At 56.8% G+C, this 25,661-nt stretch carries 27 protein-coding genes; 7 read left to right on the top strand and 20 right to left on the bottom strand.

Going from position 1 to position 25,661, the window contains the following annotated elements; all coding sequences use genetic code 11:
• Nucleotides 1-112 precede the first annotated feature (112 nt).
• Entirely contained in the window at nucleotides 113-1,015 is a 903-nt protein-coding gene (lafA, locus tag V8L73_RS00730; RefSeq protein WP_027273693.1) for a lateral flagellin LafA, read from the bottom strand.
• A 781-nt stretch (nucleotides 1,016-1,796) separates the two neighbouring features.
• On the opposite strand from lafA, the gene V8L73_RS00725 reads away from it, so the two are divergent.
• Entirely contained in the window at nucleotides 1,797-2,795 is a 999-nt protein-coding gene (locus V8L73_RS00725) for a transcriptional regulator (protein WP_347253890.1), read from the top strand.
• Nucleotides 2,773-3,240, top strand: coding sequence for a hypothetical protein (locus V8L73_RS00720; protein WP_261831818.1), 468 nt, complete (start codon nucleotides 2,773-2,775; stop codon nucleotides 3,238-3,240). Before V8L73_RS00725 ends, V8L73_RS00720 begins: the two co-directional genes overlap by 23 nt.
• 658 nt (nucleotides 3,241-3,898) lie before the next feature.
• Here the strand turns inward: V8L73_RS00720 and V8L73_RS00715 are convergent.
• The 12 genes from V8L73_RS00715 to flgB form a co-directional block, all read right to left on the bottom strand.
• Nucleotides 3,899-4,924, bottom strand: coding sequence for a flagellar hook-associated protein (locus V8L73_RS00715; RefSeq protein WP_347253889.1), 1,026 nt, complete (start codon nucleotides 4,922-4,924; stop codon nucleotides 3,899-3,901).
• Between the two features lie 50 nt (nucleotides 4,925-4,974).
• The gene (flgL, locus tag V8L73_RS00710) at nucleotides 4,975-5,904 is read right to left on the bottom strand and encodes a flagellar hook-associated protein FlgL (protein WP_027273697.1); all 930 of its coding nucleotides are present in this window, start codon (nucleotides 5,902-5,904) and stop codon (nucleotides 4,975-4,977) included.
• 20 nt (nucleotides 5,905-5,924) lie between these two features.
• Nucleotides 5,925-7,298, bottom strand: coding sequence for a flagellar hook-associated protein FlgK (gene flgK / locus V8L73_RS00705; protein WP_347253888.1), 1,374 nt, complete (start codon nucleotides 7,296-7,298; stop codon nucleotides 5,925-5,927).
• An 89-nt stretch (nucleotides 7,299-7,387) separates the two neighbouring features.
• Nucleotides 7,388-7,705, bottom strand: coding sequence for a rod-binding protein (locus V8L73_RS00700; RefSeq protein WP_027273699.1), 318 nt, complete (start codon nucleotides 7,703-7,705; stop codon nucleotides 7,388-7,390).
• A complete protein-coding gene (locus V8L73_RS00695; RefSeq protein ID WP_051155590.1) occupies nucleotides 7,706-8,830 on the bottom strand; it encodes a flagellar basal body P-ring protein FlgI in 1,125 nt (374 codons plus the stop codon).
• A 13-nt stretch (nucleotides 8,831-8,843) separates the two neighbouring features.
• Nucleotides 8,844-9,509 carry a flagellar basal body L-ring protein FlgH gene (gene flgH / locus V8L73_RS00690; RefSeq protein ID WP_027273701.1) on the bottom strand — a complete coding sequence of 222 codons (666 nt, stop codon included), beginning with the start codon at nucleotides 9,507-9,509 and terminating at the stop codon, nucleotides 8,844-8,846.
• Between the two features lie 59 nt (nucleotides 9,510-9,568).
• Nucleotides 9,569-10,354 (bottom strand): flagellar basal-body rod protein FlgG, encoded by a 786-nt coding sequence (flgG, locus tag V8L73_RS00685; RefSeq protein WP_027273702.1) that lies wholly within the window; start codon nucleotides 10,352-10,354, stop codon nucleotides 9,569-9,571.
• Between the two features lie 25 nt (nucleotides 10,355-10,379).
• Nucleotides 10,380-11,117 carry a flagellar basal body rod protein FlgF gene (locus tag V8L73_RS00680; protein ID WP_027273703.1) on the bottom strand — a complete coding sequence of 246 codons (738 nt, stop codon included), beginning with the start codon at nucleotides 11,115-11,117 and terminating at the stop codon, nucleotides 10,380-10,382.
• Nucleotides 11,118-11,130: 13 nt separating this feature from the next.
• On the bottom strand, nucleotides 11,131-12,330 hold the full coding sequence (gene flgE, locus V8L73_RS00675) for a flagellar hook protein FlgE (RefSeq protein WP_347253887.1): 1,200 nt from the start codon (nucleotides 12,328-12,330) through the stop codon (nucleotides 11,131-11,133).
• Nucleotides 12,331-12,369: 39 nt separating this feature from the next.
• A complete protein-coding gene (locus V8L73_RS00670) occupies nucleotides 12,370-13,161 on the bottom strand; it encodes a flagellar hook capping FlgD N-terminal domain-containing protein (RefSeq protein ID WP_261831823.1) in 792 nt (263 codons plus the stop codon).
• Nucleotides 13,158-13,589: a flagellar basal body rod protein FlgC gene (flgC, locus tag V8L73_RS00665; RefSeq protein WP_347253886.1), complete on the bottom strand. Its 432-nt coding sequence runs from the start codon at nucleotides 13,587-13,589 to the stop codon at nucleotides 13,158-13,160. Before flgC ends, V8L73_RS00670 begins: the two co-directional genes overlap by 4 nt.
• A gap of 3 nt (nucleotides 13,590-13,592) precedes the next feature.
• Nucleotides 13,593-13,940 carry a flagellar basal body rod protein FlgB gene (gene flgB / locus V8L73_RS00660; RefSeq protein ID WP_027273707.1) on the bottom strand — a complete coding sequence of 116 codons (348 nt, stop codon included), beginning with the start codon at nucleotides 13,938-13,940 and terminating at the stop codon, nucleotides 13,593-13,595.
• Between the two features lie 91 nt (nucleotides 13,941-14,031).
• On the opposite strand from flgB, the gene flgA reads away from it, so the two are divergent.
• From flgA to V8L73_RS00635, 5 genes are all read left to right on the top strand, one after another.
• Nucleotides 14,032-14,820, top strand: a complete 789-nt coding sequence (gene flgA, locus V8L73_RS00655; RefSeq protein WP_347253885.1) for a flagellar basal body P-ring formation chaperone FlgA — start codon at nucleotides 14,032-14,034, stop codon at nucleotides 14,818-14,820.
• 103 nt (nucleotides 14,821-14,923) lie between these two features.
• Nucleotides 14,924-15,214 (top strand): flagellar biosynthesis anti-sigma factor FlgM, encoded by a 291-nt coding sequence (flgM, locus tag V8L73_RS00650; RefSeq protein WP_027273709.1) that lies wholly within the window; start codon nucleotides 14,924-14,926, stop codon nucleotides 15,212-15,214.
• Between the two features lie 6 nt (nucleotides 15,215-15,220).
• Entirely contained in the window at nucleotides 15,221-15,649 is a 429-nt protein-coding gene (gene flgN / locus V8L73_RS00645) for a flagellar protein FlgN (RefSeq protein ID WP_027273710.1), read from the top strand.
• 279 nt (nucleotides 15,650-15,928) lie between these two features.
• On the top strand, nucleotides 15,929-16,876 hold the full coding sequence (locus V8L73_RS00640; protein ID WP_027273711.1) for a hypothetical protein: 948 nt from the start codon (nucleotides 15,929-15,931) through the stop codon (nucleotides 16,874-16,876).
• 17 nt (nucleotides 16,877-16,893) lie between these two features.
• Nucleotides 16,894-19,368, top strand: a complete 2,475-nt coding sequence (locus tag V8L73_RS00635) for a glycosyltransferase (protein WP_347253884.1) — start codon at nucleotides 16,894-16,896, stop codon at nucleotides 19,366-19,368.
• A gap of 78 nt (nucleotides 19,369-19,446) precedes the next feature.
• Here V8L73_RS00635 and V8L73_RS00630 read toward each other — a convergent pair whose 3' ends face one another.
• From V8L73_RS00630 to V8L73_RS00600, 7 genes are read right to left on the bottom strand one after another with little or no spacing between them, the layout of a single operon-like run.
• Nucleotides 19,447-20,118, bottom strand: a complete 672-nt coding sequence (locus V8L73_RS00630; protein ID WP_347253883.1) for a glycosyltransferase family 25 protein — start codon at nucleotides 20,116-20,118, stop codon at nucleotides 19,447-19,449.
• Nucleotides 20,115-20,558, bottom strand: coding sequence for a flagellar FliJ family protein (locus V8L73_RS00625; RefSeq protein ID WP_027273714.1), 444 nt, complete (start codon nucleotides 20,556-20,558; stop codon nucleotides 20,115-20,117). Before V8L73_RS00625 ends, V8L73_RS00630 begins: the two co-directional genes overlap by 4 nt.
• A complete protein-coding gene (gene fliI, locus V8L73_RS00620) occupies nucleotides 20,555-21,895 on the bottom strand; it encodes a flagellar protein export ATPase FliI (RefSeq protein WP_261831827.1) in 1,341 nt (446 codons plus the stop codon). Before fliI ends, V8L73_RS00625 begins: the two co-directional genes overlap by 4 nt.
• The gene (fliH, locus tag V8L73_RS00615; RefSeq protein ID WP_261831828.1) at nucleotides 21,888-22,592 is read right to left on the bottom strand and encodes a flagellar assembly protein FliH; all 705 of its coding nucleotides are present in this window, start codon (nucleotides 22,590-22,592) and stop codon (nucleotides 21,888-21,890) included. Before fliH ends, fliI begins: the two co-directional genes overlap by 8 nt.
• Nucleotides 22,593-22,598: 6 nt before the next feature.
• On the bottom strand, nucleotides 22,599-23,612 hold the full coding sequence (locus tag V8L73_RS00610; RefSeq protein ID WP_027273717.1) for a flagellar motor switch protein FliG: 1,014 nt from the start codon (nucleotides 23,610-23,612) through the stop codon (nucleotides 22,599-22,601).
• Nucleotides 23,590-25,269, bottom strand: coding sequence for a flagellar basal-body MS-ring/collar protein FliF (gene fliF, locus V8L73_RS00605; RefSeq protein ID WP_051155592.1), 1,680 nt, complete (start codon nucleotides 25,267-25,269; stop codon nucleotides 23,590-23,592). The genes V8L73_RS00610 and fliF overlap by 23 nt, the downstream gene beginning before the upstream one ends.
• Nucleotides 25,270-25,274: 5 nt before the next feature.
• Complete coding sequence (locus V8L73_RS00600) at nucleotides 25,275-25,628, bottom strand: flagellar hook-basal body complex protein FliE (protein WP_347253882.1); 354 nt, start codon at nucleotides 25,626-25,628, stop codon at nucleotides 25,275-25,277.
• Nucleotides 25,629-25,661 lie beyond the last annotated feature (33 nt).

Here is a 25,661-nt window from a genome sequence, read left to right as displayed (position 1 = left end):
GTTTCGGGAAAGGTCGCTGACGTGTACGAGCCAATGGGTATAAAAAGCAACACCGCCCACAGGCGGTGTTGAACTCGTCGTCTTAAGTAGCCATACGGGCAACAATCGACAATTATTGCAGCAGGCTGGAGACCATGCTGGACATGCTGTTGGACTGTTTCAGCATGGTGATGCCGGTTTGCATCAGCACTTGTTGCTTGGTCATGTTAGACGCTTCCGTCGCGTAGTCGGTATCCATGATGTTACCGATAGCCACTTCAGTGTTGTCTTGCATGTTTTGCAGGTTAGCTGCGGTGTCGTTCAGACGGTTGATAGAAGCACCCAGAGTAGACTGGATCTTACCGATATCGCTCATCACGCCTTGGATTGCGCTGATGGTGTCAGTTGCAGAAGCAGACGTCATCAGTTCAGAACCGCCGGATACTGTGCCGCCGGCGCCGTCTGTACCGTAGTCAGAAGAGAACGCTGCGCTCAGTGAGCTCAGAGAAGTAGCCAGATCTTCGATTTGGCTAGAAATGTTAACCGTCATTTGGTCAGTTGATTCAGAACCGACCTGGAAGGTTACGCCGCTGGTGTTAGTGAACAGGCCGCTGGCAGACTTGTTGAACAGGTTAGTACCGCCGTAGGTGGTGTTTTGCAGCATGTCTGACATTTGCTGACCCAGTTCGTCGAACTCGGACTGCATCGCTGCACGGTCGTCATCGCTGTACGTTCCGTTCGCTGCTTGTGTAGACAGGTCTTTCATACGGCCCAGGATGTCGTTCATTTCGTCGAACATGCCGTCAGCAGTTTGCAGCATTGCAGTTGCGTCAGAGATGTTACGTTGAGCAACGGCCATACCGCTGGACTGTGCGGTCAGACGGTTAGCGATTTGTTTACCAGCGGCGTCATCAGCAGAAGAGTTGATGCGGTTACCGGTAGCCAGGCGTTCCATAGAGGTAGCCAGTGAAGCGTTACTTTTGTTGATTGCGTTTACTGATGCCATTGATGCGGCGTTGGTGTTCATAGATAACATGGTACTACTCCTTGGTTAGATAATCGTGCTCAATCACGTTACTCCAGTAAAGCGGCCCCTCCGGCGGGGAAATTAAGTCGGGTAGAAAAAATTTTTTAGATTGGGATTAAAACAGGCCGCTGCGCGAGGGGATTTTGGTCCCTAAATTAAGGGGAAGGGGTTATAAAATAAGAAGATTGTTCGCATAAAAACAATTTTCGTTTTACCTGTCTTACATTGATGTTTATCTGATAACGAGGATATCGACGGGCCAGATGCGTTCCTGACAATTGATCTACCGCTTACCGTTTCGACGCAATCTTGAATGGTCTGTATATAAATAAGGCAGGAAAAATAAAAGCCACGTACACTTACCTATGCTTTTATTTATTTTGAAAATCTCTTTCCTGTAGGCTAAAGCTAAAACATCGAACAACTATAAATTACATTCACTTACAGATAACGAGCCTCATTGCATTGTTTTATATATATTTTTTAACTACTATCTCCCGCACTATTTTTATCTGACATTGAATTAACCAGCGGATAGGCTAAGCTCAGTATGAACGCCCCCTTTCAACAGAAAAATGACTAAAAATATAAAGATAATGTTAAAAACGTTGCATGCAATTTAAAATTATCATTCACCCGTTATTAATAAAACAGATTGTTCAGGCCAACCGCTAGTGTGCCTGCGCCGCAAAATGAGACAAATACGGGAGCCTATTCCCCATATGACGCCAGGAACTATTGTCGCCAGAGGCGTTGCAACTTTTAATCATGGTCCGATAAGCGTCACATAATGAGCATAAGCGTTAATAATAGAAAACTGGAACCGTCCCTGAGCGCCCTCATCCATAGCCAGACCGGAGAAATTTGTCGTCTTGGAGAGTTCCATTACATCTTGCTGGAAACTCTGATCGCCAACGCGGATCGGGTGCTGTCGCGCAGCTTCCTGATTAATGAAGTGTGGAAAAACCGCGTCGTCGGCAATAACAGCCTTCCCACGGCCATTCACGCCCTGCGCCTGGCGTTAGGGGATGACGGCAAGCAGCAAGAGATCATAAAAACGGTGCCCAAAAAGGGCTATATCTTCAACAGCGACTGGGTCGTTGAACTGCCGGACGACCCCGTCGATGAACAAGAGGCGTCTACATTACCGGAACCCGCGCCAGTGCCGGAAATAGAGCCAGAGCCGGAACTTAAACCGGTAGAGGAAGCTGACCAACAGGAAGAGGCCTCTCTTCCCCCACGGGAACAATTGACCGACGGCGCCAACCTTGCCGCAGTACCGGCCGTAACCGTAGCCGATGCCGCGCCAACCGCCTCGCCCCGCCGCTTTGCTTATGCCAAACCGTTCATGCTGCTGCTTGCGATACTGTGCATAGTTGCCGTGGGGGCTACGTTCTATATGAAAGGGGGAGAAGGACAGGCGTCTTCAGCAATAGAGAACGAGTCCCACATTATTCATGAGCCCTCTCCGGGAACGAGCAGCATTAGCGTTTATCACGTCTATCAGACAGACGCCAACGAGACAAAAAGCACGACGCTGGCGGAGCACCTTCCCAATACGCTAAAGCAGATAGACGCAACGCTCAAACAAAAGAATGCAACGATGACGCTGTACTACCATACAACGCTGCTGCGCCTTTCTTTTGACGCACTGCTCACCAACGGTTGCCAACACACTTACCAGCTCGCCATCAACGTCGACAACTGGCAGGACAACAATGAACAGGTTGGCGAGTTACTCCATCAAGAAGTGGAAAGAACATTAAATGAAATGCCTGCATGTAAATAATACCGCACGGTTCATCCTGTTTGCGGCGTTGAGCCTGTCGCCGCTTTTTGGCTATGCCGCCATCGAGCGTACGCAGTTTATTCATTATGATATGACGACATCAGAAAGAAACGTCTACGACCTGACGTTCATTCCCCAACCGCAGGAAACCGTCATCGTGGTTAACAGGCCCGACGACGCAACGCCGTTGCTCACCGCTGCAGTAACCCACTGCGTGGTAAAAAAATCGGATACGGTCGCCTTCGGTCTGGCAAAGTTCAACACTCAATCAAAAGGGGCGGACGCACGCCTGTCGCGCTTTATCAACTTCGTCAAAGAGCACAGCCTGCGCACCCACCTACAGCCGATTGATCAACAGCGGCAGCTGCTGTTGTTAAATGACGTCAACGGAATTATCACGCTGGATTATCCGCTTTCGGTGATGGGGGATAAGGAATGCCGGTAGGCCGAGAGACGTAAGCTAAAAGAATGGAGATACACAAAGAAATTATCGGAAGGCAGATCGCAGAAAACAAAAAACCCTACTGGTGAGGTAGGGTTCTTTATTTTTTGCCCTCAGGCTGTAAATACCAGCCTAAGCGACAATGCGTGATAATTATACTCAGCGCAAGCAGTTTAGCCTGTTTAATGCACCATTGCAAATACGCTACAGGCCCTTATAATCCCCAACGCTGGGATTGGCATGCTTCAGGCCAGACCGATTTTAAGTCCTGGCTGCCAGACGGGTGGTGCCGCAGGCAGCGCCCCGGTCTGGAGCGTGATAATTACACTCAGCACCTGTATACCCCGCGCCGACAGGCAGTGTATGGGTAAAGCGCGGGCGTTGCGCTCCTTTTAAAAGGAGAGCGGATGGACACGCTGATGCATAAGCTGATTGTGCTCATCGCCGTACTGGAGCTTTTACTAGCTCTATTGCGGCTGATTGATCTGCTGAAATAGTTCTCAGATTGAAACGCACCTAAGAGGGAACGCCAGTTCCCTCTTTAATAAAGGCGCGCCAGAGAAGATATGGCCTTCTCGATATTGAGGTAGGTAGGAAATCTTTAATGGCCCCTTCCCGCGCCGCTGCCTTTAGCGGCGCGGGAAGGGTTCGATAATACGACTTACGACAACAAACTCCGCACCGTCAGATGCGAAAGCCTCGCCTGACCGTTGACCGCCTGTTGCAGCACCTGATAGTTATGGCTCGCTTCGTCAAGCTGCCCCGCCAGCGCGGAAGAGGCGTCAATCGCGCTCTGCGTCTGGGGGAAGCGCGCCATGCCGTCGACCAGACGGCGAGCCTTTTCCTGCTGCGTCGCCAACCCTAGGCGCTGTTCGCTAATCTGTTCAAGCGCGCTCTGAATGGCCTGATTGGCCGATGCGCCGCTCGTCGACATCGCCGTTTGCAGCGTTTCTGACAGCGCCGGTTCGGCCGCGGTCTCTATCATCGTGGGCTCGCCATCAAAGCGAACGCCTTCGCCCTTGACGCTAAACGATGCCTTGAGCTGCGGCCAGTCGGTCTCTGCGGTGGCAAAGGCGTCGCCGCTCAGCTTGCCTGAAACAGAGACTTTTTGCACCCCGACCCGCCGAAGCGCGTTGTTCACCACAGTTTGGTACTGGCGAGGCGCCATTTCGCCGTCAACGGATACCGCCGACAGGCGCGTTTTACCGCCGTCCTGCACGCTAAACAGCAGCGTCTCACGGGATTCCGGCTTTGAAAGCGCCTGAGCAAGCCGAGGCGCCTGAAAAACCACCTGCGCCTGCCCTTGCAGGACGGGCTTCAGTTGGCGGTCAACCGTACCGCCGCACAGCGTCGTCCGGTTCTGTAACAGCTTTTCGATCTCCTGCGCCGAATTCTTGGCAACGGAAATATCGCCGCCTCGGCGCGCCGAATGACGATAGTCCACCAGCTTTTGTTCCAGCTGGCCTAAATAGCGGTCGGCCTGCTGAAGCGCCGTAAGCTGGTCGTTAAGCTGAACGCTGTAGCGCTGGGGGCGCGTAGAAATCAGCGGCGAAGCCGGATAGTCGGCAGTCGCTTGCTGCGCCTCGACGACGGCGGTTTTCTCTACGTTCGCCGTCTGCGACAGGACAGAAGACGGCGTAAGCGCGCCGGAGCCGGTAAGCGAGGATGAATTAAAACCTATCTGCATGACAATTTCGCTCAAAGCGCCGGGCCGCGCTATAGCTCCCGGCGCGTGGGTTAAATAGCGTTAAACAGATTCAGTTCGCTCACCTTAGCGTACGTTTTCATCGTGGCTTCCATCGCCAACTGTAATCCAGTAAAAGTAATCGTGGCAGGACCGTAGTCCAGATCGCCCAGTTGCCCAATCAGCTCGTCATTAGCGGTTGATACGCCGGTCTGCGCGTCGCTGAGCATCGTCATAGTATTTTGCCTTTCACCCAGGCTCGCCATTGCCGAGTTCAGGGAGTCGGAAGCTTCGTCGACGCTATCAACGGCGCTTTGAATGTCCGCCTGCACCTGCGGATCGGTAGGATCGACGCTCGGATCCTGAAGTTCGGTCGCCAGGTCGTTAAGCGAATTAAGCACGTTCAGGCTGTCGCCGAACATCTCGCCGACCGACACGTTAGTGTCAATTTCTACGCCGTTGGAGACGGTCGCGGTGCGGTGCTCGTCGTTGCCCTGATACACGTATTCATCCGGCTCGCCGTCGCCGTCCGTGTCCTGATACACAATGGGCGGCTGGTCGTTTACCGTACCGCCGAAAATATAGTGGCCATCTTCGTCCTGATAGTTCAGCGCCGCAACGATAGTCTGCGTCAGCGACTGTATCTCCTGCCCGTATCCGGAGAGGTCATCCGCCGTATTGGTGCCGTTCGCCGCCTGCAAGAGGTCGTCCCGAATGGCCAGCAGATCGTTGTTGACCCCGTCCATAATGGATTCCTGCTGGCTCATGCTGGAAGAGACGGTCTCAATATTCGACTGATACTGCTCAATCGAAGACTGCTGGCGGTTAAGCTGGGTAATGCGCGTCGCCGCAATGGGGTCGTCCGAGGGCAAATTCACCCGCTTGCCGGTCGCCATTTGGGTAACGACCTGCTCCAACTGTGCTGAAAGCTTGTCAAAGCTGTTCGTCATTGACGTATAAGACTGCTGTGTACTGACTCTCATCGTAATTTACTCCCGCTGGCTCAACACATTTCCAGGACCGAGTCGAAAATCTCGGCGCCGGTGGAAATCACTTTCAGGTTGGCTTGGTACACTTGGGTATAGGTAATCAGGTTGACCGCTTCTTCGTCCATGTTGACGCCGCTGACGCTGCTGCGCTGATTTTGCGCTTCGCTATATACCGTACTGGCGGACTGCGCTTCGGTCTGGTTCTGACGGCTGTAGATACCGATGTCGCTGATAATGCTGGTACAGGCGTTACCCACCGTCACGCTGCCCATGTTGGCGATGTCCAACGGCTCGGTTGAAATATCAATCAGCGCCTGCAGGTTGTCGCCGTTACCGGATTCGTCCGGTGAAGAGGAGAACGCCAGCTCGTCGGGAGAAATGTCCGGGTTCACCAGCATCGGGCCGTCCGGGTCGGTAGGATCGTAGATAAACAGCGGCGCGCCCGGATTACCGTTAAGGTCATAGCCTTGGGCCAGCTGATCGTTTATCGCGTTGGTAAACTGCTCGGCGATGCTGTTGACGGTGTCCGACAGCGGCGTCAGCACGTCGCTCTGATAGTCGAACAGCGCCCCCAGCGAACCGCCGGTGTCCATGGTCATGTTGTATTCCGTACCGGCAAAGGTCAGCGTCATGCTCTGCGAGCCGTCGTCGTTGCTTTTCAGAGCGATAGTCGAGCTGCTCTGGCCGCTGACCAGCGGCTGGCCGTTATTCAACGCGACGTTGTAGTTGCCGGCATCGTCGACGGTCACCTGTACGTCCATCATGCCGCTGAGCTCTTCGACCATCTCATCGCGCTGGTCGTACAGCGCTGAGGCATTGTCGCCGTTCGCTTCCGCTTCGGTAATTTCCTGATTGCAGGTAGCGATACCGGAAGTCAGGGTATTGATCTGAGAAATCGTTGCCTGTTCCTGGCTTACCAGCTCGCTGCTCTGGGACTGAACGTAGTCGAGCGTGTTATCAACCCGCAGCGCCAGCGCGCTCGCTTCGCTGATAACCTGAGAGCGCAGCGCCGAGTCGTCCGGCGTTGTCGTGGCGGCGTTCAGCGCGGCGAAAAAGTTGTCAAAGCCGGTGCTCAGGCTGCTGTTGTCGTCGCTGAGCACGGTTTCAAGCTGGGTCAAATACTGCTGCTGGGTGCTGTAGTAGCCGTTATCGCTGGCGGAAGTCCATACCTGATTGACCAGATACTGGTTGGAAACGCGGCAGATACTGTCGACCTGAACGCCGTTGCCGGCGCTGTTGGGCACGCCGGAGCTGGCGCCGACGGCGCTGGTTATCACGACCTGACGCGTATAGCCTGGCGTCATCGCATTCGCGGTGTTTTCCGCCGTTACGTTAAGCTGGGCCTGCGCCGCGCTCGCGCCGCTGTAGCCAATATTAATCATGTCCATCGGTTTTTCCTTTCCGGGGGGCTCCCGGTAAAACGTCGTTCAGTATTTAGGGTATAAAACGGCGCCTGGCTGAAAATTCTTAAGCTGCGCTATTCGCCTTTCGTGACGGACGGCGACAGCTGCTTGACGATCGCCGCGGCGATGCCGATACCCTGGCTCTTAGCCAGCACGTTACACAGCGTGTCGTCATAAAAAGACTGCATCGTCTTTACGGAATCGCCGCCAAGCGGATCGTCTTTAGACTCGAACAGCTCGTTGGTCTTGCGCATCTCTTTAAGCATGCTGCGTAAAAAGATGGCCTCAAACTGCTGCGCCGCCTGCTTAAGGTCGTTAGCCTTTATTTTCGGCCCCATCAGCGGATCGGCGCCGTCCGAGCCGCCCGGCAGGGCCATATTGACTCTCTGCATTTAGATAACCTCCAAATCAGCATCCAGCGCGCCCGCTTCGTGCAGCGCCTGAAGAATCGACATGATGTCGTCAGGAGACGCGCCAAGGCCGTTAAGCACGCTGACCAGCGTTTTCAGGCTGCTGGATTCAGGCAGTGAAATTACCCGCGGGCGGGCGCTGTCGACGTTGATATCGCTTTGCGGCGTCGTCACCGTTCTGCCGCCGGCAAGCGCGTTGGGCTGGCTGACGTTGCGGCTTTCGGTAATGGAAACCGTCAGGTTGCCGTGCGATACCGCCGCGGCGTGCAGAACCACGCCATCGCCCATAACTACCGTACCGGTACGCGAGTTGAACACCACCCTGGCGCGAACCCGCTCGGCCTGAATCTGTACGTCGTCGAGCCGAGACATAAAGGCTACGCGCTCGCCCGGATCGGCGGGTGCGGTAACGGCAACGCTGGTAGAGCTTTTCGCCGTGGCGATCCCGCCGCCGAAGGCGCGATTGACGGCAATGGCAATGTTATTGGCGTCCTTAAAGCTAGGGCGTTTCAGGTTCAGCGTAATCACGCCGTTCATGTTGAAATCGCTGGGGATCTCACGCTCTACCGTCGCGCCGTTGGGGATAAGCCCCGCCGTCGGCGTATTGACGGTAACGCTGGAACCGTCGTGCCCGGCGGCGCTCACGCCCCCGACGACCACGCTCCCCTGCGCCAGCGCATACACTTCGCCATCGGCGCCGTGCAGCTGGGTCAGCAGCAGCGTACCGCCGCGCAGGCTTTTGGCGTCGCCAATAGATGAAACCGTCACGTCGATGGTTTGCCCCCGCGCGTACATGGGCGGAAGGTTCGCGCTCACCGCGACGGCGGCGACGTTTTTCACTTTAGGATCGATTTTGCTCGGCAGCTGCACGCCAAACTGGCGCAGCATGTTGGTGATCGTCTGGTTGGTAAACTTCACCTGGTTTTTATCCCCGGTGCCGTTAAGGCCAACTACCAGGCTATAGCCCACCAGCTGGTTGTCGCGGATGCCCTGAACGTTGACCAGAGACTCCAGGCTCTGAGCCATCGCGACCTCCGGCTGAACCAGCGCAAGCGCGATAAAAAGCGCAGCCGTCAGGCCGTGGCGTAAACGCCCGTGAATGTGCATGTCGTTCTCCGGATTAAATAGGGAACAGAGGATGGTTAAACAGGCGCGTCAGCCAGCCTGCGGAGTTCGCATCGCTTAGCGCCCCGCGTCCGGCATAGGAGATACGCGCATTGCCGATACGCTGAGACGATACGGTGTTGTCGTTTTGAACGTCGTCTGCGCGCACCAGGCCGCTCAGGCGAATGTATTCGTCACCCTGATTGAGGGTCAGCCATTTTTCACCGCGAATTTCCATCATTCCGTTAGGCATCACCTGATGAACCGAAACGGTGATAGAGCCGCGCAGGCTGTTTTGCTGTTGCGAAGAGGCGCTGCCGTCGAAGTCGCGCGAGGCGTCGCCTTCCGCCTCCAGATTGCCTTTAACTTTGCCAAACACCGTCGGCGCACCGATGGACAGGCCGCTGCTCTTACCAAAGCCGGTCTTGGCCTGCTTGCTGGACTGGGTCGACTCTTCCAAAATTACGGTCAGGATGTCGCCCACGCGATAGGCTCGCCGATCGGCGGTTAACGACCAGTTGTAACCGGTTTCAAACAGCCCGCCCGCACGCCCTGCGGGCGTAGGTTCCGGCGCCATTTTAGGCGGAGCGAAGTCCTTGTCGTCTTTTTGCACCAACATCGCCGGTGATTCACAGCCCGACAGCAGGGGAATCAGGAGCGTTAACCAAAGATACTTTTTCACGGACGTACCACTTTACTTAAGAGGGCGACGCCGTCGCCCGTTAAAACAGAGAAAACCGATTACAGATTTTGGTTGACGTACTGCAGCATTTCGTCAGCCGCAGACACCATTTTGGCGTTCATCTCATAGGCACGCTGCACGGTGATCATCGCTACCATTTCGTTGACGATGTCCACGTTAGAGCCTTCCAGAGCGCCGCCCTTGAGCGTTCCAAGCCCGTCCTCGCCCGCCACGCCTTCAATCGGCTGGCCGCTGGCGGCGGTTTCCAGATACAGGTTGTCGCCTTCCGCCTGAAGCCCCGCCGGGTTGGTGAAGTTCACCAGCGTCAGCTGGCCGAGCTCGGTCGGATCGCTGTCGCCCGCCAGTACGGCAGTGACGGTGCCGTCTTCACCAAAGGTGATGCTCGTCGCGCCCTGCGGAATATTGATTTCCGGCTGGATCGGCAGCCCCTGAGAGTTGGTCAGTACGCCGTCGGCGTTAACCTGCAGGTTGCCGTCGCGGGTGTAGGCGATATCGCCGTTGGCCTTCTGCACCTGTATAAACCCCTGCCCCATGATGGCGACGTTCATTGAGTTATCGGTGGTTTCGATATTGCCTTCGGTAAAAATCTTCTGGGTGCCGACGATGCGCACGCCGCTACCGTACTGGATGCCGCTCGGCAACACGTTGTTTTGATCCAACATGCCGCCCGGCGCTTCCTGAGTCTGATAGAACAGATCCTGAAACATCGCGTTATCGCGCTTAAAGCCGTTGGTGTTAACGTTGGCAATATTGTTGGCGATAGTGCTCATTTCAGCATCTTCGGCTGAAAGGCCGGTTTTGCTTATCCATAACGCTGAATTCATTGTTTATCTCCTACCGGACGTTCCATCAGGAACCGCGCAGTAACCGGTTGCCTGCGTCGCTTAAGTCTTCAGCAGTCTTCATCATTTTGATCTGCGCTTCAAACTGGCGATTGAGTGAAATGGAGGCCGTCATTTCAGTGATGGCCGATACGTTGCTGCCTTCCAAATAACCGCCGCTGACTTTGATGTTCTCGTCGCGCTGGGCCGGGCGACCGTCGGCGGTCACCAGCATGCCCTGGGCGTTCTTAGTCAGGTTGTTGACCGGAATGTTGACAAGCTTTAGCCGGTCAACGTCCATCGTGGCGGTGACGTCGCCGTCGTCCGGCGTGACGGAAATCGTGCCGTCGCTGCCAAAGGAGGCAATCGCGTTCGGCGGCAGGATAATCGGGCCGTTGTCGCCAACCACCGGGTAACCGTTAACGGTCAGCATTCCCTGATCGTTTTGCTGAATGTTGCCGTTGCGGGTATACACCTCACGACCGCCTTCGCCTTGAACGGCGATATAGCCCTCACCCTGAATGGCAACGTCCAGCGGACGCTCCGTACGTTCAGCGACGCCGGGAGCGTCGTTAACGGCGCTTTTTTCTTCCTGCGACATAAAGCGCGTAGCAAAGCCGTTTCCGCGCACCTGATTGCTCTGCGAGAGCTCCAGATCGCGACGAAAGCCCGCGGTGTTCACGTTCGCCAGGTTATTGGCGCTGACCTGCTGCTCCATCAGCGCATGGCGGGCGCCGCTAAGCGCCGTAAAAATCAAACGATCCATTGGTCGCCGCCCCTTACATTGCCTGGAACAGCGCTTGGTCGAGTTCGGTACTGGCCGATATCACCTTGGTGTTAGCCTGATAGTTGCGCTGCGCCGTCATCAGCTCCACCAGCTCGCTGGTGATGTCGACGTTGGAGCTTTCCAACACGCCGGAAGAGAGCGAGCCTAATGAACCGGTTCCTGGCGCGCCAATAATCGGCGTACCGGACTCTCCGGTTTCAACCCATGAGGTGCCGCTGACCGCTTCCAACCCGTCTTCATTCGGGAACGTCGCCAGCACGACCTGCCCTTGCAGCATGCGTTCGCCGTTGCTGTAGGTCGCATACACGTCGCCGTTGTCGTCGATCTGCACGCCGTTTTGCTGAGCGGAGGCATAGCCGTTGGCCGTGTTGGTAGCGACGGAAAATTCTGAGCCGTACTGGGTACAGCTGGAATAGTCGAGCGTCATGGTAATAGGCGCCGCGTCATCGCAAGGGAACGTCAGAGAAATCGGCCCGGTCGGTGAGGTCAGCTGTCCGGTGTTGGGATCGAACGTCAGGGTCGTGGTCGTGCCCGTCTGCTCCTGGCCGTCGAAGCTGTAGTGAACTTCCCAAGTGTTGCTGTCGGTTTTGACAAAGTACTGGCTGACCGAGTGCTCATTGCCCAGCGAGTCGTACACTGACGTGGTATAGGTAGAAGTATAGGAATTCGCGTCGGTTGGGCTAAACGGCACGGCGGCAGTATCGATCGCATCAGAACTGGCGTCCAGGTTGGCGGAAAACGTCATGCTGTCGGTGGCTTCTGCGGGGATGTTGCCGGTTTTAATCTGAAGATCGGCAACCGTACCGGTTTGCAAGGTGCCGTCGGCGTTAGCCGGATAGCCCTGTAAGTAGTCGCCTGACGGATTGACGATATAGCCGTTTTTATCCGTCGTAAACGAACCGGCACGGGTATAGCTGACGTTGCCCGCCGCGTCGCGCATGACAAAAAAGCCGTCGTCGTTGATGGCGAGATCCAGCGCGTTGCCGGTAGAAACCATTGAACCGCCGCGGGAGATGCTCTGCGCGGTGCCAGCCACGCTGACCCCCATCGCCTGCGAGCCCGCATACATGGAAGAAAACTGGGTCGTGGTCGACTTATACCCTACCGTTCCGGCGTTGGCGATATTGTTACTGATGCCGTCCAGCTGTTCGTTTACGGCGTTAAGGCCGGTTGCTGCTATTTCATAGCTCATGGTTCACTAATCTCTTATTAAAAATAATCAAAAACGGTATTAGGCCGTCGTATCCGTGGAATCATCGTCCGGTGTGCCGAACTGACTAATCATGGTGAACGGCACTTCGCCTACGCCCGTGACGTTCAGTACCGGCGTGCCGCCGTCGAGCGGAATGCGAACGTCGGTCACCATGCCGGCTACTTCTACCGGCACTTCCTCTTCGCCGGTGTTGGTCACGACGGAAACCTGATAGGAGCCCGGCGGGATGCCGTAGTCGGCAGGATCGATATCAAAGTCGACCTGCCCCGGAGACTGTTCTCCCAAATCGACCGTGTAGTCGTCCCCGGCGTCGTCGGTAAAGTGCAGCGTTACGTTGGTACAGGCATCGGACAGAGTGACTCGCCCGTGGATCGTCTGGTCGCTTACGTCAACCGACGTGGTCTGCACCATGATTTCATCGCCCACCATGTTGCCGAGCGCCATCACCTGCAGGTTGCTCATCAGCACCGAGTTAGTGTTCATTTCAACCGACATCTCTTCCGCCATCGCCACCTGAGCCATAGAAGAAAGCTGATCGATATATTCCGTCGGGTCCGTTGGATCGGTCGGATCCTGATTTTGAATTTCTGCGACAAACAGCGTCAGAAAGGTATCCGCCATTGAAGCGCTGTCGTCGGTCGTCGTGGTCGTTGTCGCGCTCGATGAACTGCTGTTTGAGTTTGAAGAGGCGCTGTCGCTGGTTAAATTGCCGTTGGTCGACTCTGCGCCCAGCGTATTGCCGGCCACCGTCGACGCGCTGTCGGACTGCGTTTTTTCAGCCGATGCCGCTAATAAGGCTACGCTGCTCATGCTCCATCCCCCAGCTTCAGCAGGCTTTGTTGCATGCTTTTTACGTTGTTAAGCACGTCGACGTTGGTTTCGAAGTCCCTTGATGCGGACATCATGTCGGCCATTTGGTCGACAACGTTAACGTCGGGGTAATACACATAGCCGTCGCGGTCCGCCAGCGGATGGTGCGGCTCGAAGCGTTTCACCGACCCGCCGCTTTGCAGTACGTCCATTACGCGAACGCTGGCGCCATCGATGTCATGACGCCCCTGAGCGATAAGCCCGTTGTTATAGACGGCGGCGAACACCGGGCTGCGCGCCTTATAGACGTCCTTTGCGCTCGCCGCAGGGGACTGTGCGTTAGCCAGATTGCTCGCGATGGTATTAAGCCTGACGGTTTGCGCCGTCATCGCCGAGCCAGATATCTGATAAATGTCGTTAAAAGACATGACTTATTTCCCTTCAATAGCGGACCGTAATCCGCTGATTTGCATATTTAAAAAGGTCAAACTGGTTTGATAATCCAAACTGTTTTGCGAGAATGCGGCCTGCTCGGTGTTAATCTCTACGGTATTGCCGTCTTCCGAGGCTTGCATCGGTACGCGATACTTCACCGTCGGGGTTGACATTTCTCCCGTTTGATTTAATCGTTGCATCTCGGCGGCAAAATCAATATCTTTAGCCTTGAAGTTTGGCGTATCGACGTTCGCCAAATTCGCGGTAAGCACCTCGGTCCTCTCAAGACGAAGCTTTACCGCCTGTGGGTGAACACCCCACGCTTGTTGAAAACTCATTCCCATAACGTTGACATCTCTTAGGCTAAACATGAACGCGCAGGTCGAGTACGCAAATTGCGTGCCAGTTTTTAACTGATTGACAGGTAACGTGTTTATGAAAGTCGCCTTTCCCAAGAGGAAAAATCGTTTCCGCCTGACGGCGGAAAGCGCGCTGTTTACTGCCCTTTTCGGCATGACGTTTTCCGCCCTTTGTGCACCCGCGCTTCCGCAGGCTGCCGCGCAGAGCGCCCGGCAGCAGGTTAACGCCGCCGTAATCAAAAAGGCCGGGGACGAAATCGACAGTCTGGCCAAGCAGAATCGCTGGCAGGACTACTACTACAAAATGAACGTTTTCATTCCGGCATCCGTTGCCAACGTGCCCTTTTGTAACGCAGCCCTTAAGGTCGATGCGCCGGCTCATGCGTCCGGTTCGCTTAACCGCCTCAACTATGACGTAAGCTGTGCCGATGGCGCAGGCTGGCATATCCGCGTCGACGTAAAGCCCGACGTGTACGTGTCGGTCCTTATGCCGCGTGAAGAAATCACGCGCGGAACGGTGATAACGGAAGACGAGCTGGTGTCTAAAAAGTACAACCTCAGCCACCAGCACGGCGACCTCGTCGTCAACGACGACGAGGTGGTCGGCATGACCGCAGGGCGCACTCTGCTGCCGCTACGCCCTATCGCCAAAGGCGCGCTACAGTCGCCTATACTGGTTAAGAGGGACGATGAGGTCAGCCTTATTTCAAGCATCGACAACGTGACCGCCCAAACGGAGGGTATCGCGTTGAAAAACGGACGCAAAGGCGACGTCATTAAAGTACGCAATGAAAGCAGCCAGAGAACGGTCAGCGCAGTCGTTACCGATAAGGGCGTCGTTAAGGCGGTAGCCGCGGGCTCCTGACCGGCGAACATGTTTGAAAAAAACATTTAAGTTTTGTAACTGCCGCGCCGCTTTAGTTGAGTACACTCATATATAAAGCGAAACAACAATGCGTGAGGTCCGTATGAAAATTACGCCAATGCCAATTGCCAACCAGGCGGCTCGTCTACAGACGCAAAAAGACACAAAGGCCACGACCGCATCGGCACAAACGCCCGTGCCCGCGACGCCCTCGGCTGACGACATCGTCCAGCTGGGCCTGCAGTCCGCTCAGGAAACCCTGAGCAGCGACGACAGCGATATCGACGCGGCAAAGGTGGATGCCATGCGCACCGCGCTTGCCAACGGCGAGCTGACGGTCGACAGCGACGATCTGGCCAAATCTATGCTCAACTTTTTTTCTCACAACGAGTAGACCAACGTGAACGATAAGCTTCAATCGGTAAAAGCGCTGCTGCATGGCATCGTACTTGACGACGAACGTTATCTGACGCTGCGCCACCTGCTGGAACGCCAGCGCCTGTGCATTATCAAGCGCGACTGCGACGAGCTGGCAAGCGTCAACGACCAAATCACCGACAGCTATGAACAGCTGAAAGAGGGTACGCGGCTGCGCCGTACGCTGCTTACGCAGCTTGGCGTAACGCTGGACAAGAACGGAATGGAACAGGTTTTCTCCTGGCTGCCCGCGGAACAAAAGCGCAGAGCGCAGGGCGCTTGGAAACAGCTGGAAAAACGCGTTTCCGGTTGCAAAGCGTGGAATGAAAAAAATGGCGAACTGCTAACCATGCAAAACGCCTTTGCGCAGTCTTTTTTAGGTACCGAACCGGACTTCCTCTACCACCCTTAGAACGCTCGTACAAAAAACCAAGCGCCTCAATCGGCCGCGATGAACGTCCTGGCCGAGGGCGCGCTGCGCCTGCGCTTCCCCAAGCCTGAAAGCCGTTTGTAAGGAAGTTCCATTTCCCCTACTTCCCTCAAAATAAATAACCAGTTGAATAATAAAAGTAAAATAATTGGCACATCAATTGCTATGACCTTAGCACGCCCCTTACGGGCAACGTCTATCCCTATGCCCTGAACATGCGAGTTGTAAAACTGCGGGCATATACAAAAAGAGCAAAACGCGATGAGTCAGATTGAGTGCTACGAGCCAGAATTCGTTCGGCAATACCTTAACAATAATTCCCAGACCGCGAGCAAACCGCTGTCCCTGTGCTGGCAACACGAAGTCCGCCTGAGCCTGCCGTTAAACGACAGCGAGCGCTGCCGTGCGCTGCTTGCCTCAAGCAGCGCACTGGAACTAAACGTCTCCATGCGGGAAGCGTCGGCGGACTTCCCTGCCCTGCCCGACTGGGCTCAATCACTCAATCAGGCCTCGCTCGACGCCGTGGGCCTCCCCGGCCTTACGCCGGAAGCGCGACTTTATGCCCTCGGCATTCTCCTTTCCTACGCCGCCAAGCTGGACAAAGAAGAGGTGACGACGCCGGAGGTCATTGCCACGCTGCCGAAAAAGCTTGAAGAGCTTGTGCGCGAAGGGGCGCTACAGTGCCAGTTTAACGAACTTCCCTCTATTCCGACGCTGCAGCGCCAGCTCACCGGCGCGTTGGGAACATTCTCTTTTGACTGGAGCCTCCTGCCGGAAAGCCCGCGCAAGCAGGCCGTACAGCTACAAATCGGCCTGTTCCAGATGCAGGACGACAACGGCCTTTCACGCCTGCATCAGCAAATGATGGACGTCTGGCGGGAGCGCGGCGTTCCCCGGTTTGCCGACATGCCCTGGGTCTTTATCAACTACCTTTACTATCGCCTGTATCACGAGACGTTTCCCCATCACGATACGCAGCCAATGCCCGCACGCTACCTGACGTTAGTCAGCGACTACTTCCTGCTTCGCAGCCTGCTTTGCCTGTGGATGATGGACGGCGACGACTTGAGCGACGACGTTCTCGTCAGCCTGGTGGCGATGTTTGAAGCCTGGCGCTGCGGCCCGCTGGCCGACGAGGAAAAAGAGGCGCTTCTGGCGCCGCACAGGCAGGATGAAATCCTCAGCGCCATTTCCCTACTCACAAACTAAACGCAAAGACTATTCGCATGAAAGCCATATCCACAGAAAACCGTCGGTCGCTGCCGTTTGTCAGCGTCGTCACGCCGACGTTTAACCGTGCCGAATTTTTGCCCTACCTGCTGTATATGTACCGCTATCAGGACTATCCGGCAGAATGTAGGGAGCTGGTTATTTTGGACGACTCGCCGAAAAGCCATCAGGACATTATTAATACCCTGACGCAAGGCCGCCCCGAAAGCTTCAACATTCGCTATATTCACCACCCGGAGCGCCTGGCGCTCGGCAAAAAGCGCAACATGCTCAACGAGCTGGCGCAGGGGGAATATATCCTCTGTATGGATGATGACGACTACTACCCGGCGGATAAAATCAGCTACACCATCGAGATGATGCAAAAGCACGGGGCAACCATCTCCGGTTCGGATCAGATCCCCATTTGGTATAGCCACATTAACCGCCTGTTCAAGACCCACAGCTTCGGCAACCAGCACATTCTGAACGGTACGTTCTGCTATCACCGCAACTACCTGAAAAAGCATCGCTATGACGATGACTGCAATCTGGGCGAAGAGCTGGCGTTTACCAACGGATTTACCGTTTCGCCGCTGCAGCTGCCGGGGGAGCGCACAATCATGTGCGTATCCCACAGTCACAACACCTTCGACAAAGACTTCGTGCTCGGCAACAGCGAATCGCTCGACGCGGCGCTGGACGACGTCGTCAGCGACGCCATGCTCAAAAACTGGTACCAGAGCCTGCACAACGCCACCCACAGCCGCCCGATCGAGTGGGGATTTATCGATAAGGTGGTGGTCATCAACCTGGACCGCCGAACGGATCGCTGGCGGCAAATAAGCGAAGAGCTCGCACAGCTTCAAGCGCCGACCGATAAAATCGTTCGCCTCAGCGCCTGCGAAGACGACGACGGCCACGCCGGTCGCCGACGCTCGCATCTGGAAGCGCTGAAAATGGCGCAGCGGGAAGGCTGGAAAAACTATCTGCTGCTGGAAGACGACGCCGTGCTGCTCAAGCAGGAAAAGTACGTCAACGCCCTGAACGGGCTTTCCAATTCGCTTTCCGCTCTGGGCTGGCAGGCCGTCATTCTGGGCGGACAAATAAACCGAGGCCGACCGCTCAACAGCCTGCCCGGAATAGTACACGCCGCCGACTGCCAGCGCGTTTGTGCCTATCTGGTCAACGCGCCCTACTATGCGACGCTCGCCCAGCAAATGACCCTTGACCCTTCGGCCACGCTTGAAGAACAGTGGCGACCGCTGCTTGAACAGGGAAAATGGCTGGCGTGCAGCCCAAGCCTCAGCTATCAGCGGGCCGGCTACAGCGATATTGAGAAAAAAGAGAGCGACAACGTTCGCTTCTACTTTAACCGAGTTAATAAAAACCACCGGACGGAGAAGCTACAGGCCAACCAGCAGCCGATAGCCAACCTGCTGGGTGAAAAGATCGGCTTTTATATTGGCAACCCTTTTCACTATCAGCTCTATCGCACCGTGTTGCCAGTGCTTCAGGCTGCGGGCTACGCTTGCGATCTGCTCCTTGACGACGCCCAGCCGCCGGAGCGCCTTGACGGCATTAAGCGACTGCTGGCATCGTTGGAAAACCGCGAACTGAGCGGCAGCCCGCTTAGCGAAGTCAAAAATCGCCGGCAGCGCTATGCCTGCCTGGTCAGCCCGTTCTACACGCCTAAAATAAAGGGGCTGGCGGAAGTCAACGTTCGAGCCATGCCGACGCAGACAAACGCGGTCTGGAACTTCGCCTGGTGGAACCTGTTCTATCAGCGCCAGCTCTGTTACAGCAGCTACGACAGGCGCGCGCTCTCCATTAACGACAGCGCCGTCATCGTCGGCGATCCGCGCTTTGACGACTGGCATCAGGATCGCGTCGACCTGAGCACGCTGTCCTCCCTTCGCCTCGACGAACGCAAGCCAACCCTGCTCTACGCGCCGTCGCTGGACGCGCGAGCGTCGATGCTCCAATGGGCGGAGCAGTTGGAGCCGCTGAGCCAGGAGTTCAATCTGGTGACGCTCTTGCACAACGACGACGACCTGCGCGCCCGCTCTCCGCTGGCTTCGTTTAAACGCCTGTATAAACGCGCGGTTAACGACGACGCGCTGCTTCTGCCGCTGCTCAAAAAGGCCGACGTGGTGCTCTCCGACGACGACGCCCGCCTTTTCGATGCTCTCCACGCGGGTAAACGCGCCATCGTGCTGCAGGCGCAGGAGCAGTCGACCATTCAAACGGCCGACGACGCTTCGCGTGAACTGCGTGCCCATCTGCCCGCCGCCCGCGACGTTGCGGAACTGCGACAACGCCTGGCCGAGCCGAGCGGCGCCGATATGGAAGATTTACGACGCAGGTACTGCGACGCCTATATGGACGGACGAGCGGGGGAGCGCGCGGCGCAGGAGATTATTAGGGCGCTTGAGGAGAACAAGGAAGAGCACGTCCTGCTCGAGAGTATAAAAAGCAAGCTGTTTAACTAATCGGAACGGCCAACCGCATCCCGAATTTACCGATAAATTCGGGATGCGGCATTAGGAAAACGATGATGAGCCGTCCGCTTATTCCTGCCCCACCACTTCCGACAGCGGCTTAAAAAACAGCTCGCGGTAGTCCACCACGCCCTTTTCAATATCGCTGTAGTCTGCGGCCTGATAGGCAACGTTGGGGAAAAGCCCCAGCCAGCAGTCTTTCTCCATCAGGGACCACCAGTTTACGTCCAGCGCGTAGCGGCTCGGCAAGCCGCCGCGCTCAAGGTGATAAAGGCTTTGCAAATAGTTTTCCAACAGGATGGGATAGTAGTCACGCTGGACCAGGTAAGCGCAGGCGCACCATGCTTTATTGACGCGCACCAGATAGTTGACGTGCTTAAACGGGGTGACGCGATAGTGGTGTGCGGCCAGGAAGGCGACGGTCCACTTTACGTTTTTCAGCGTCTGAAACAGGCGATTGATGAGCACGCGAGCGCTCTCTTCATGGATAAACGTCACGTCGTCCTCAAGGATAAGGACGTTGTTCCACTTTTCCTTCATCGCCAACAGCAGAACGGCGATGTGAGACTTAACGCAGCCGATATAGCCGGGAGATTCTTCAATCGCGTTAAAGCGCAGAACCTTCTCTTTGCTTATACCCAGAGCCACCAGCTGCTTTTGCAGCTGTTCATTGCGATCGCGCCTTTTCGCCAGGTTGATATAGACCACTTTGTCGACAAACTGCCAATCAATCGAACTCAAAACAGCCCCCGCATCCTCCGCTGCCAGCACTGGCCGGCAATTTCATCGATCGTCTTCTGCTGCTTGATGTCCGCGTCGTGGGCCAGCGCCTCTTGCCGTTCCTCAAGCGCAACGGCAATGCCCTTCTCCCTACAGGCGGCGTCAGTCAGGTCGCTTTGAATGCGCTCTTCTTTCACCTTAGCCAGCGCCTTCTCCTGCTTTTGCCATTCGATAACCCGCTGAAGGCTGCCCTTATAGCCGGACAGGTTTTTCAACGCCTCCGCATTAGACGAGCCGGCGCCGCCGACGTCGTTCTTTTGCAGCAAATAGCCCAGCGCCTTGATGTTGTTATCGTAACGGATGCCAACCTGCTTCTGCTTGGCCAGCTCAACGGTCATTTCGGTAACCGCTTTACCGCGCAGCCGCTTGAGGTGCATCAGCGTCATGACTGTCTGATTCATTGACTACTCTCCGCTTTACCGGACGGAAACAGCGTCGCCAGCCGCGTTTGCACCTGCTCAAGCGGCGCGCTTTCTGCGACGTCCTGACGTAAAAAACGTTCAATTGACGGATAGACCTTCACCGCCCGATCGACGGACGGATCGGCTCCAGCCACGTAGCCGCCGAGGGGAATAAGCGGCTTAATCTCCATATAGGAGGCATAGTTCTGCTTTAGCTGCCGCGCTGAACGCAGGTGCTCGGGGCTTGTGACCTGCGACATGCATCGGCTTATCGACTGAGCGATATCGATCGCCGGGTAGTGCCCGGATTCCGCCAGCTTGCGGGTCAATACGATGTGACCATCCAGCACGGCGCGGGCGCAGTCGACGATCGGGTCCTGCTGGTCGTCGCCTTCGGCCAGTACGGTATAAATGGCCGTCATGGAACCTTGGCTTTCGCTGTTGCCGGCACTTTCAACCAGTTTAGGAATAAGGCCGAAGGCCGACGGGGGATAACCTTTGGTGGCGGGCGGCTCCCCTAAAGAAAGGGCGATCTCCCGCTGCGCCATTGCGTAACGGGTCAAGGAGTCCACCAGCAGCAGCACGTCTTTACCGCTGTCGCGAAACCAAGCGGCAATCGCATGGCACAGCTCCGTCGCCTTCAGGCGCATCAGCGGCGATTCGTCGGCGGGCGCGGCGACCACGATAGACTTGGCCATCCCCTCTGCCCCCAGAGAATGGTCAATAAACTCTTTCACTTCACGGCCGCGTTCGCCGATAAGCCCAACCACCACGACCTGCGCGCGGGTGTGGCGCGTTATCATGCCCAGCAGCACGCTTTTACCCACGCCGCTGCCGGCCATCAGCCCCACGCGCTGCCCCTTGCCGATGGTCAGTAGGCCGTTGATGGCCCTAACGCCGACGTCGAGCGGCTCGTTAACGGAGCGACGGGTCAATGGATTCACCGAGGGTGCGATAGGGGACAGCACGCAGCTGCCCGTAAGCCGTCCCTTGCCGTCAATCGGTTCGCCGAGGCCGTTAACCACCCGGCCAAGCCAGCCTTCGCCTATGGTGATGTCCTGCGCTTTATCTTCGGGGAACACCCGTGCGCCGGCCATCAGCCCCACCGGCTGCTTAAACGGCATCAGGTAGGTGATATCGCGGTTAAACCCTACCGCCTGCGCTTCTATCATCGAGCGGTCGGCGCCCTCGACGCGACAAAGCTGCCCTGTTGCTAGCGGGCAGCCGACGCTTTCAAGCAGAATGCCGTTGACTCTCACCAGCCTGCCGGCGACTCGCGCCAGCGGGATGGATTCAATCGACTTCAGCGCGCTGCCGAAAAGCGAGGCGTCACTCATCGCCCGCCTCCGGCGTCAGGGTGTCCTTCAGCGCCGACATGCATTGTTCAAGCCGCTGTTCGCAGCCGACGTCCAGCTCTGCGGTATCGGTCACGATGCGGCACTCCCCGGCGCCAAGGTCCGCGCTGGGGGTTAGCCCCCATTCGCTGACCTTGTCCGGCGCGACGTTCTGGATGCGCTCAAACTCTTCGCGGCTTAACAGCACCTGCAGCGAAGCGGGCGCCGACGGCAGGGCGCCGAGCGCCTCTTCCACCAGCGCCAGCAGCTGGGTAGGCTGAAGCGCGAGTTCGCAGCGGATCACCTGACGCGTAACCTTCTCTACCAGCGTCAGCAGCTCTTCGCGCTGCTTGCGCTCGATGTGCGCCAGATAGTCGTTCAGGCTCGAGACGGCGGCATCCAGCGGCTTGGCGGCGACGGTGAAGGCGTTAAGCCCTTCGCGCTGCCCGGCGAGGCTGCCCTCGGCGTAGCCTTCGCGCATGCCTTCGTCGTAGCCTTTTTGGCGACCTTCGCTAAAGCCCTGCTCCTGGCCCTCTTGCATGCCCTGTTCAAAGCCTTTTTGCATCCCCTCCTGAAAGCCGTCCATCAGGCGGCGCTGAAAGTCTGCCGACGACAGGCCAGGCTCCAGCTCCACGTGCAGACGACTGCGAGGAGGAAAGCGGTGCAGGCGATAGCGCCCGCGCAGTGTTTCCAACGCCATGGTTTATTACTCCGCCGTTCTTTCGGTAAACAGCTGCAGCGAGATGTCGCCCGCCTCTTCCAGCTCGCGGGCAACCTGCATAATGTCGCGGCGAGCCTGTTCGATACGGCTGACCGGGACCGGCCCAAGGCGAGAGGTAATGCCTTCCAACTGCTGGACCTGCCGTTTCGGCATGACGCCGAAAATCGCACGCCGCAGCGGCGCCTCGGTGCCTTTGAGCGCCACGGCCCATTCGTCCATCGGCACTTCTTCCAGCAGGCGACGGCGAACGTCTTCGGTCTGGCGCACCAGAATGAAGAAGTCGTACATTTCGTCCTGCAGCTGCTCGAGCACCTCTTCGTCCAGCTCGCGCAGATGTTCGAGGATCTGCTGCTGGTTGCCCTGAATGCGGTTGACGATGTCAGCCGCCTGTTTGATGCCCTTCACTTTGGAGCCGTGCTCCGCCAGCAGGGACAGGCCGCGATCGATTAAGCGATCCAGCTCGTCCACCACGTCGCGGTTGACGTCGCTCAGCTTGGCGACGCGATAGAGGATCTCGTTTTGAATCGGCTCGTTCATAAAAAACAGCACTTCGGCGGCGATTTCCGGCGTAAGGAAGGCCAGAAAAACCGCCTGAAGCTGCAGGTGCTCTTCAGAAATCAGCGCCGCCAGCTGGCGAGGCTCAATCCACTGCAGGCGCGCCATGCGGGTGCGAATTTCGTCGCCGTAAATACCGTTAATCACGCTGCTGGCGATTTCACCGCCCAGCGCCTTGTTCAAAATGCCCTGAAGCATCGAACGGGACGCGCCGTTGATGCCGCTCTGCTCGCGGAACTCATCGAGAAAGTGGTTGATGACGCGCCTCGCCTGGCTGGTCTTCACGCCCGACAGCCGCGCCATGTGCTCGCTCAGGCGAACCACCTCTTCACGGCTTAGCTTTTGCATCACCGTCGCGGCAGCCTCTTCTCCGAGGCACAGCAGCAGAATCGCCGCCTGATCCAGATAGCTGGTGCCGCTCTTACTTGTTGTCAATTCGCTCATTGCTGGTAATCCACTGTCTGATGACTTCGGCGACGCGATCGGTATCGTTTATCGCCAGCTTCTTCAAGAATTCCACCTTGGTCTCCAGGCCGGAACTTTGCGGCGGCAGGCCGTCATCGCCGGAGAACGAAGGCAGATCGACGTTTTTGCGCTCATCTTCTCCGGAAGGATCGGCGTTACGTTCATCGCTCTCTTGCGGCAAGGCGGAGGCCGGTTCTTCGCTGAGGGGCGCTCGCTCTTTCGGCGCGGACAGCCGTTTAATCAACGGACGAATCACGACGAACAGCAGCACCAGCACCAACAGGATCCCGCCGCCCAGCCGCGCCCAGGCCAGAATGCCCGCGTTCTGCCACCAGGGCTCTTTCTCCTCAACCGGCTGAGCGGCGGGCAGGAAGGAGAGCGTTGACAGAGAAAGCTTATCGCCGCGTTCGGCGTTAATGCCCGCGGCGCTGTTAAGCAGCGCCGTCACCTGCTCGCGCTGTTCCGGCGTCCAGCCTTTCACCGTTGGCGAATCCTGATTAAGCACGACCGCGACGTTCAGGCGCTTAATTTCAAAGCCCTGATGTTGGATGTGCTGTACCGTGCGGTCGTAGGCGTAGTCGCGCTGGCTTTCCGTATGTTGGGAAAGGGCCTGTGACGGCGCATTAGCGGCATCGCCGCCGTTTTGTCCGGCTGCCGGGGCGGCAGCGCCGGTTTCCGGCGGACGGTTGCTTAAGGAGCCGGGAATACCCATCGCCAGCTTGTCGGTATTATGCTCCTGAGAGCTTTTCTCGTGGCTGACCTTCGGCGTATCGCCCAGGCGCTCCTGCGTTTCGTCTATTTGGCTGAGATCCAGCTGCGGCATGACGCTGACGCGGAAGTTGTTTTGGCCGACCAGCGAAACCAGTACGTTGGAGAGGCTGGCACGCGTTTTGTCCTGAATGTCTTTCAGCAGGCGGTCTCTTTTACGCGTGGCGCCGGCGGACTGCGCCTCTTCGCTGACGCCGTCAGAAAGCAGATTGCCCGCCTGATCCACCACGCTTACGCGCGAAGGCTTGAGGCCGGGAATGCTGCCCGACACCAGGTGGATGATGGCGTTGACGTTGTCGTCGGTCAGAGTGACGCCATAGCGCAGCCGCACCACGACGGAGGCGCTGTTCTCCGGCTGGTTGTTAATGACAAAGGAGCTTTCTTCATTCAGCGCCAGCTGAACGCGGGCGCTTTCCACCGCGTTGAGCGTCATGATGCTCTGCGCCAGCTCGCCTTCAAGGCTTCGCTTATAGCGCACGTTCTGAACGAACTGGCTGCTGCCAAGCACTTCGTCTTTATCCATCAGCTCGTAGCCGCTGGGCAAAATGGCCTGAACGCCCTTTGCCGCAAGCGTCATGCGCGTTTTCGACAGCGCGGCTCGCGGCACGAGAATTTGTCCGCTGTTGGGGTCAATGCGGTATTCAAGCTTTTCCCCGTCCAGTACGGTAACGATCTGGGAGGTCGGCAGGTTTTCCTGCGCGCCGTACAGCGCCGTATAGTCCCCTTCGCCGTTCCACAGCAGGGCGACGATCGCCGCTGTCGCTGCAAACGCCGCGAGGCCCAGCAGGCCCCACTTTATCAGGCCGTCGGCCTTCGGCAGTTTCCCCAGCAGAGGTCCCGCCAGGTCTTTCAATGAGGTGAGTTTCATAATGATTACACAGACATGCTCATCAGATCGTTAAAACCGCTTGCGACTTTATTACGCACCTGTACCAGCGCGGAGAAGGTTAGCGATGCCTGTTGGCTGGCGATCATGGCGCCGGCCAGATCGTCGCTCTGTCCCATTTCAACGGCGGTTTGGCTCTCCAACGCCGTCCGCTGCGCCTCGTCGACGCGCCCGAGGGCGGAATTCATCACCTGGCTGAACGAAACGTCACCGCTCGCTTTTGAGGCTAACGGCGTATCCAAAGAGGAAGCGGGGCTCACCGGCGATTCCGCCAGCGTTTTCATTCGACCCATTTCCTGCGTCAGCTGAGACTCAATGGCGCTGCCGGTCGTGATTATCATGGTATTGATCCTGTTTGATTCAAAAGCGGAACG

The organism is Leminorella grimontii (genome assembly GCF_039789245.1).
Taxonomy (GTDB): Bacteria; Pseudomonadota; Gammaproteobacteria; order Enterobacterales; family Enterobacteriaceae; genus Leminorella; species Leminorella grimontii.
Note: the sequence above shows the minus strand (reverse complement) of the source record. Positions and strands in the feature narration are given on the sequence as shown.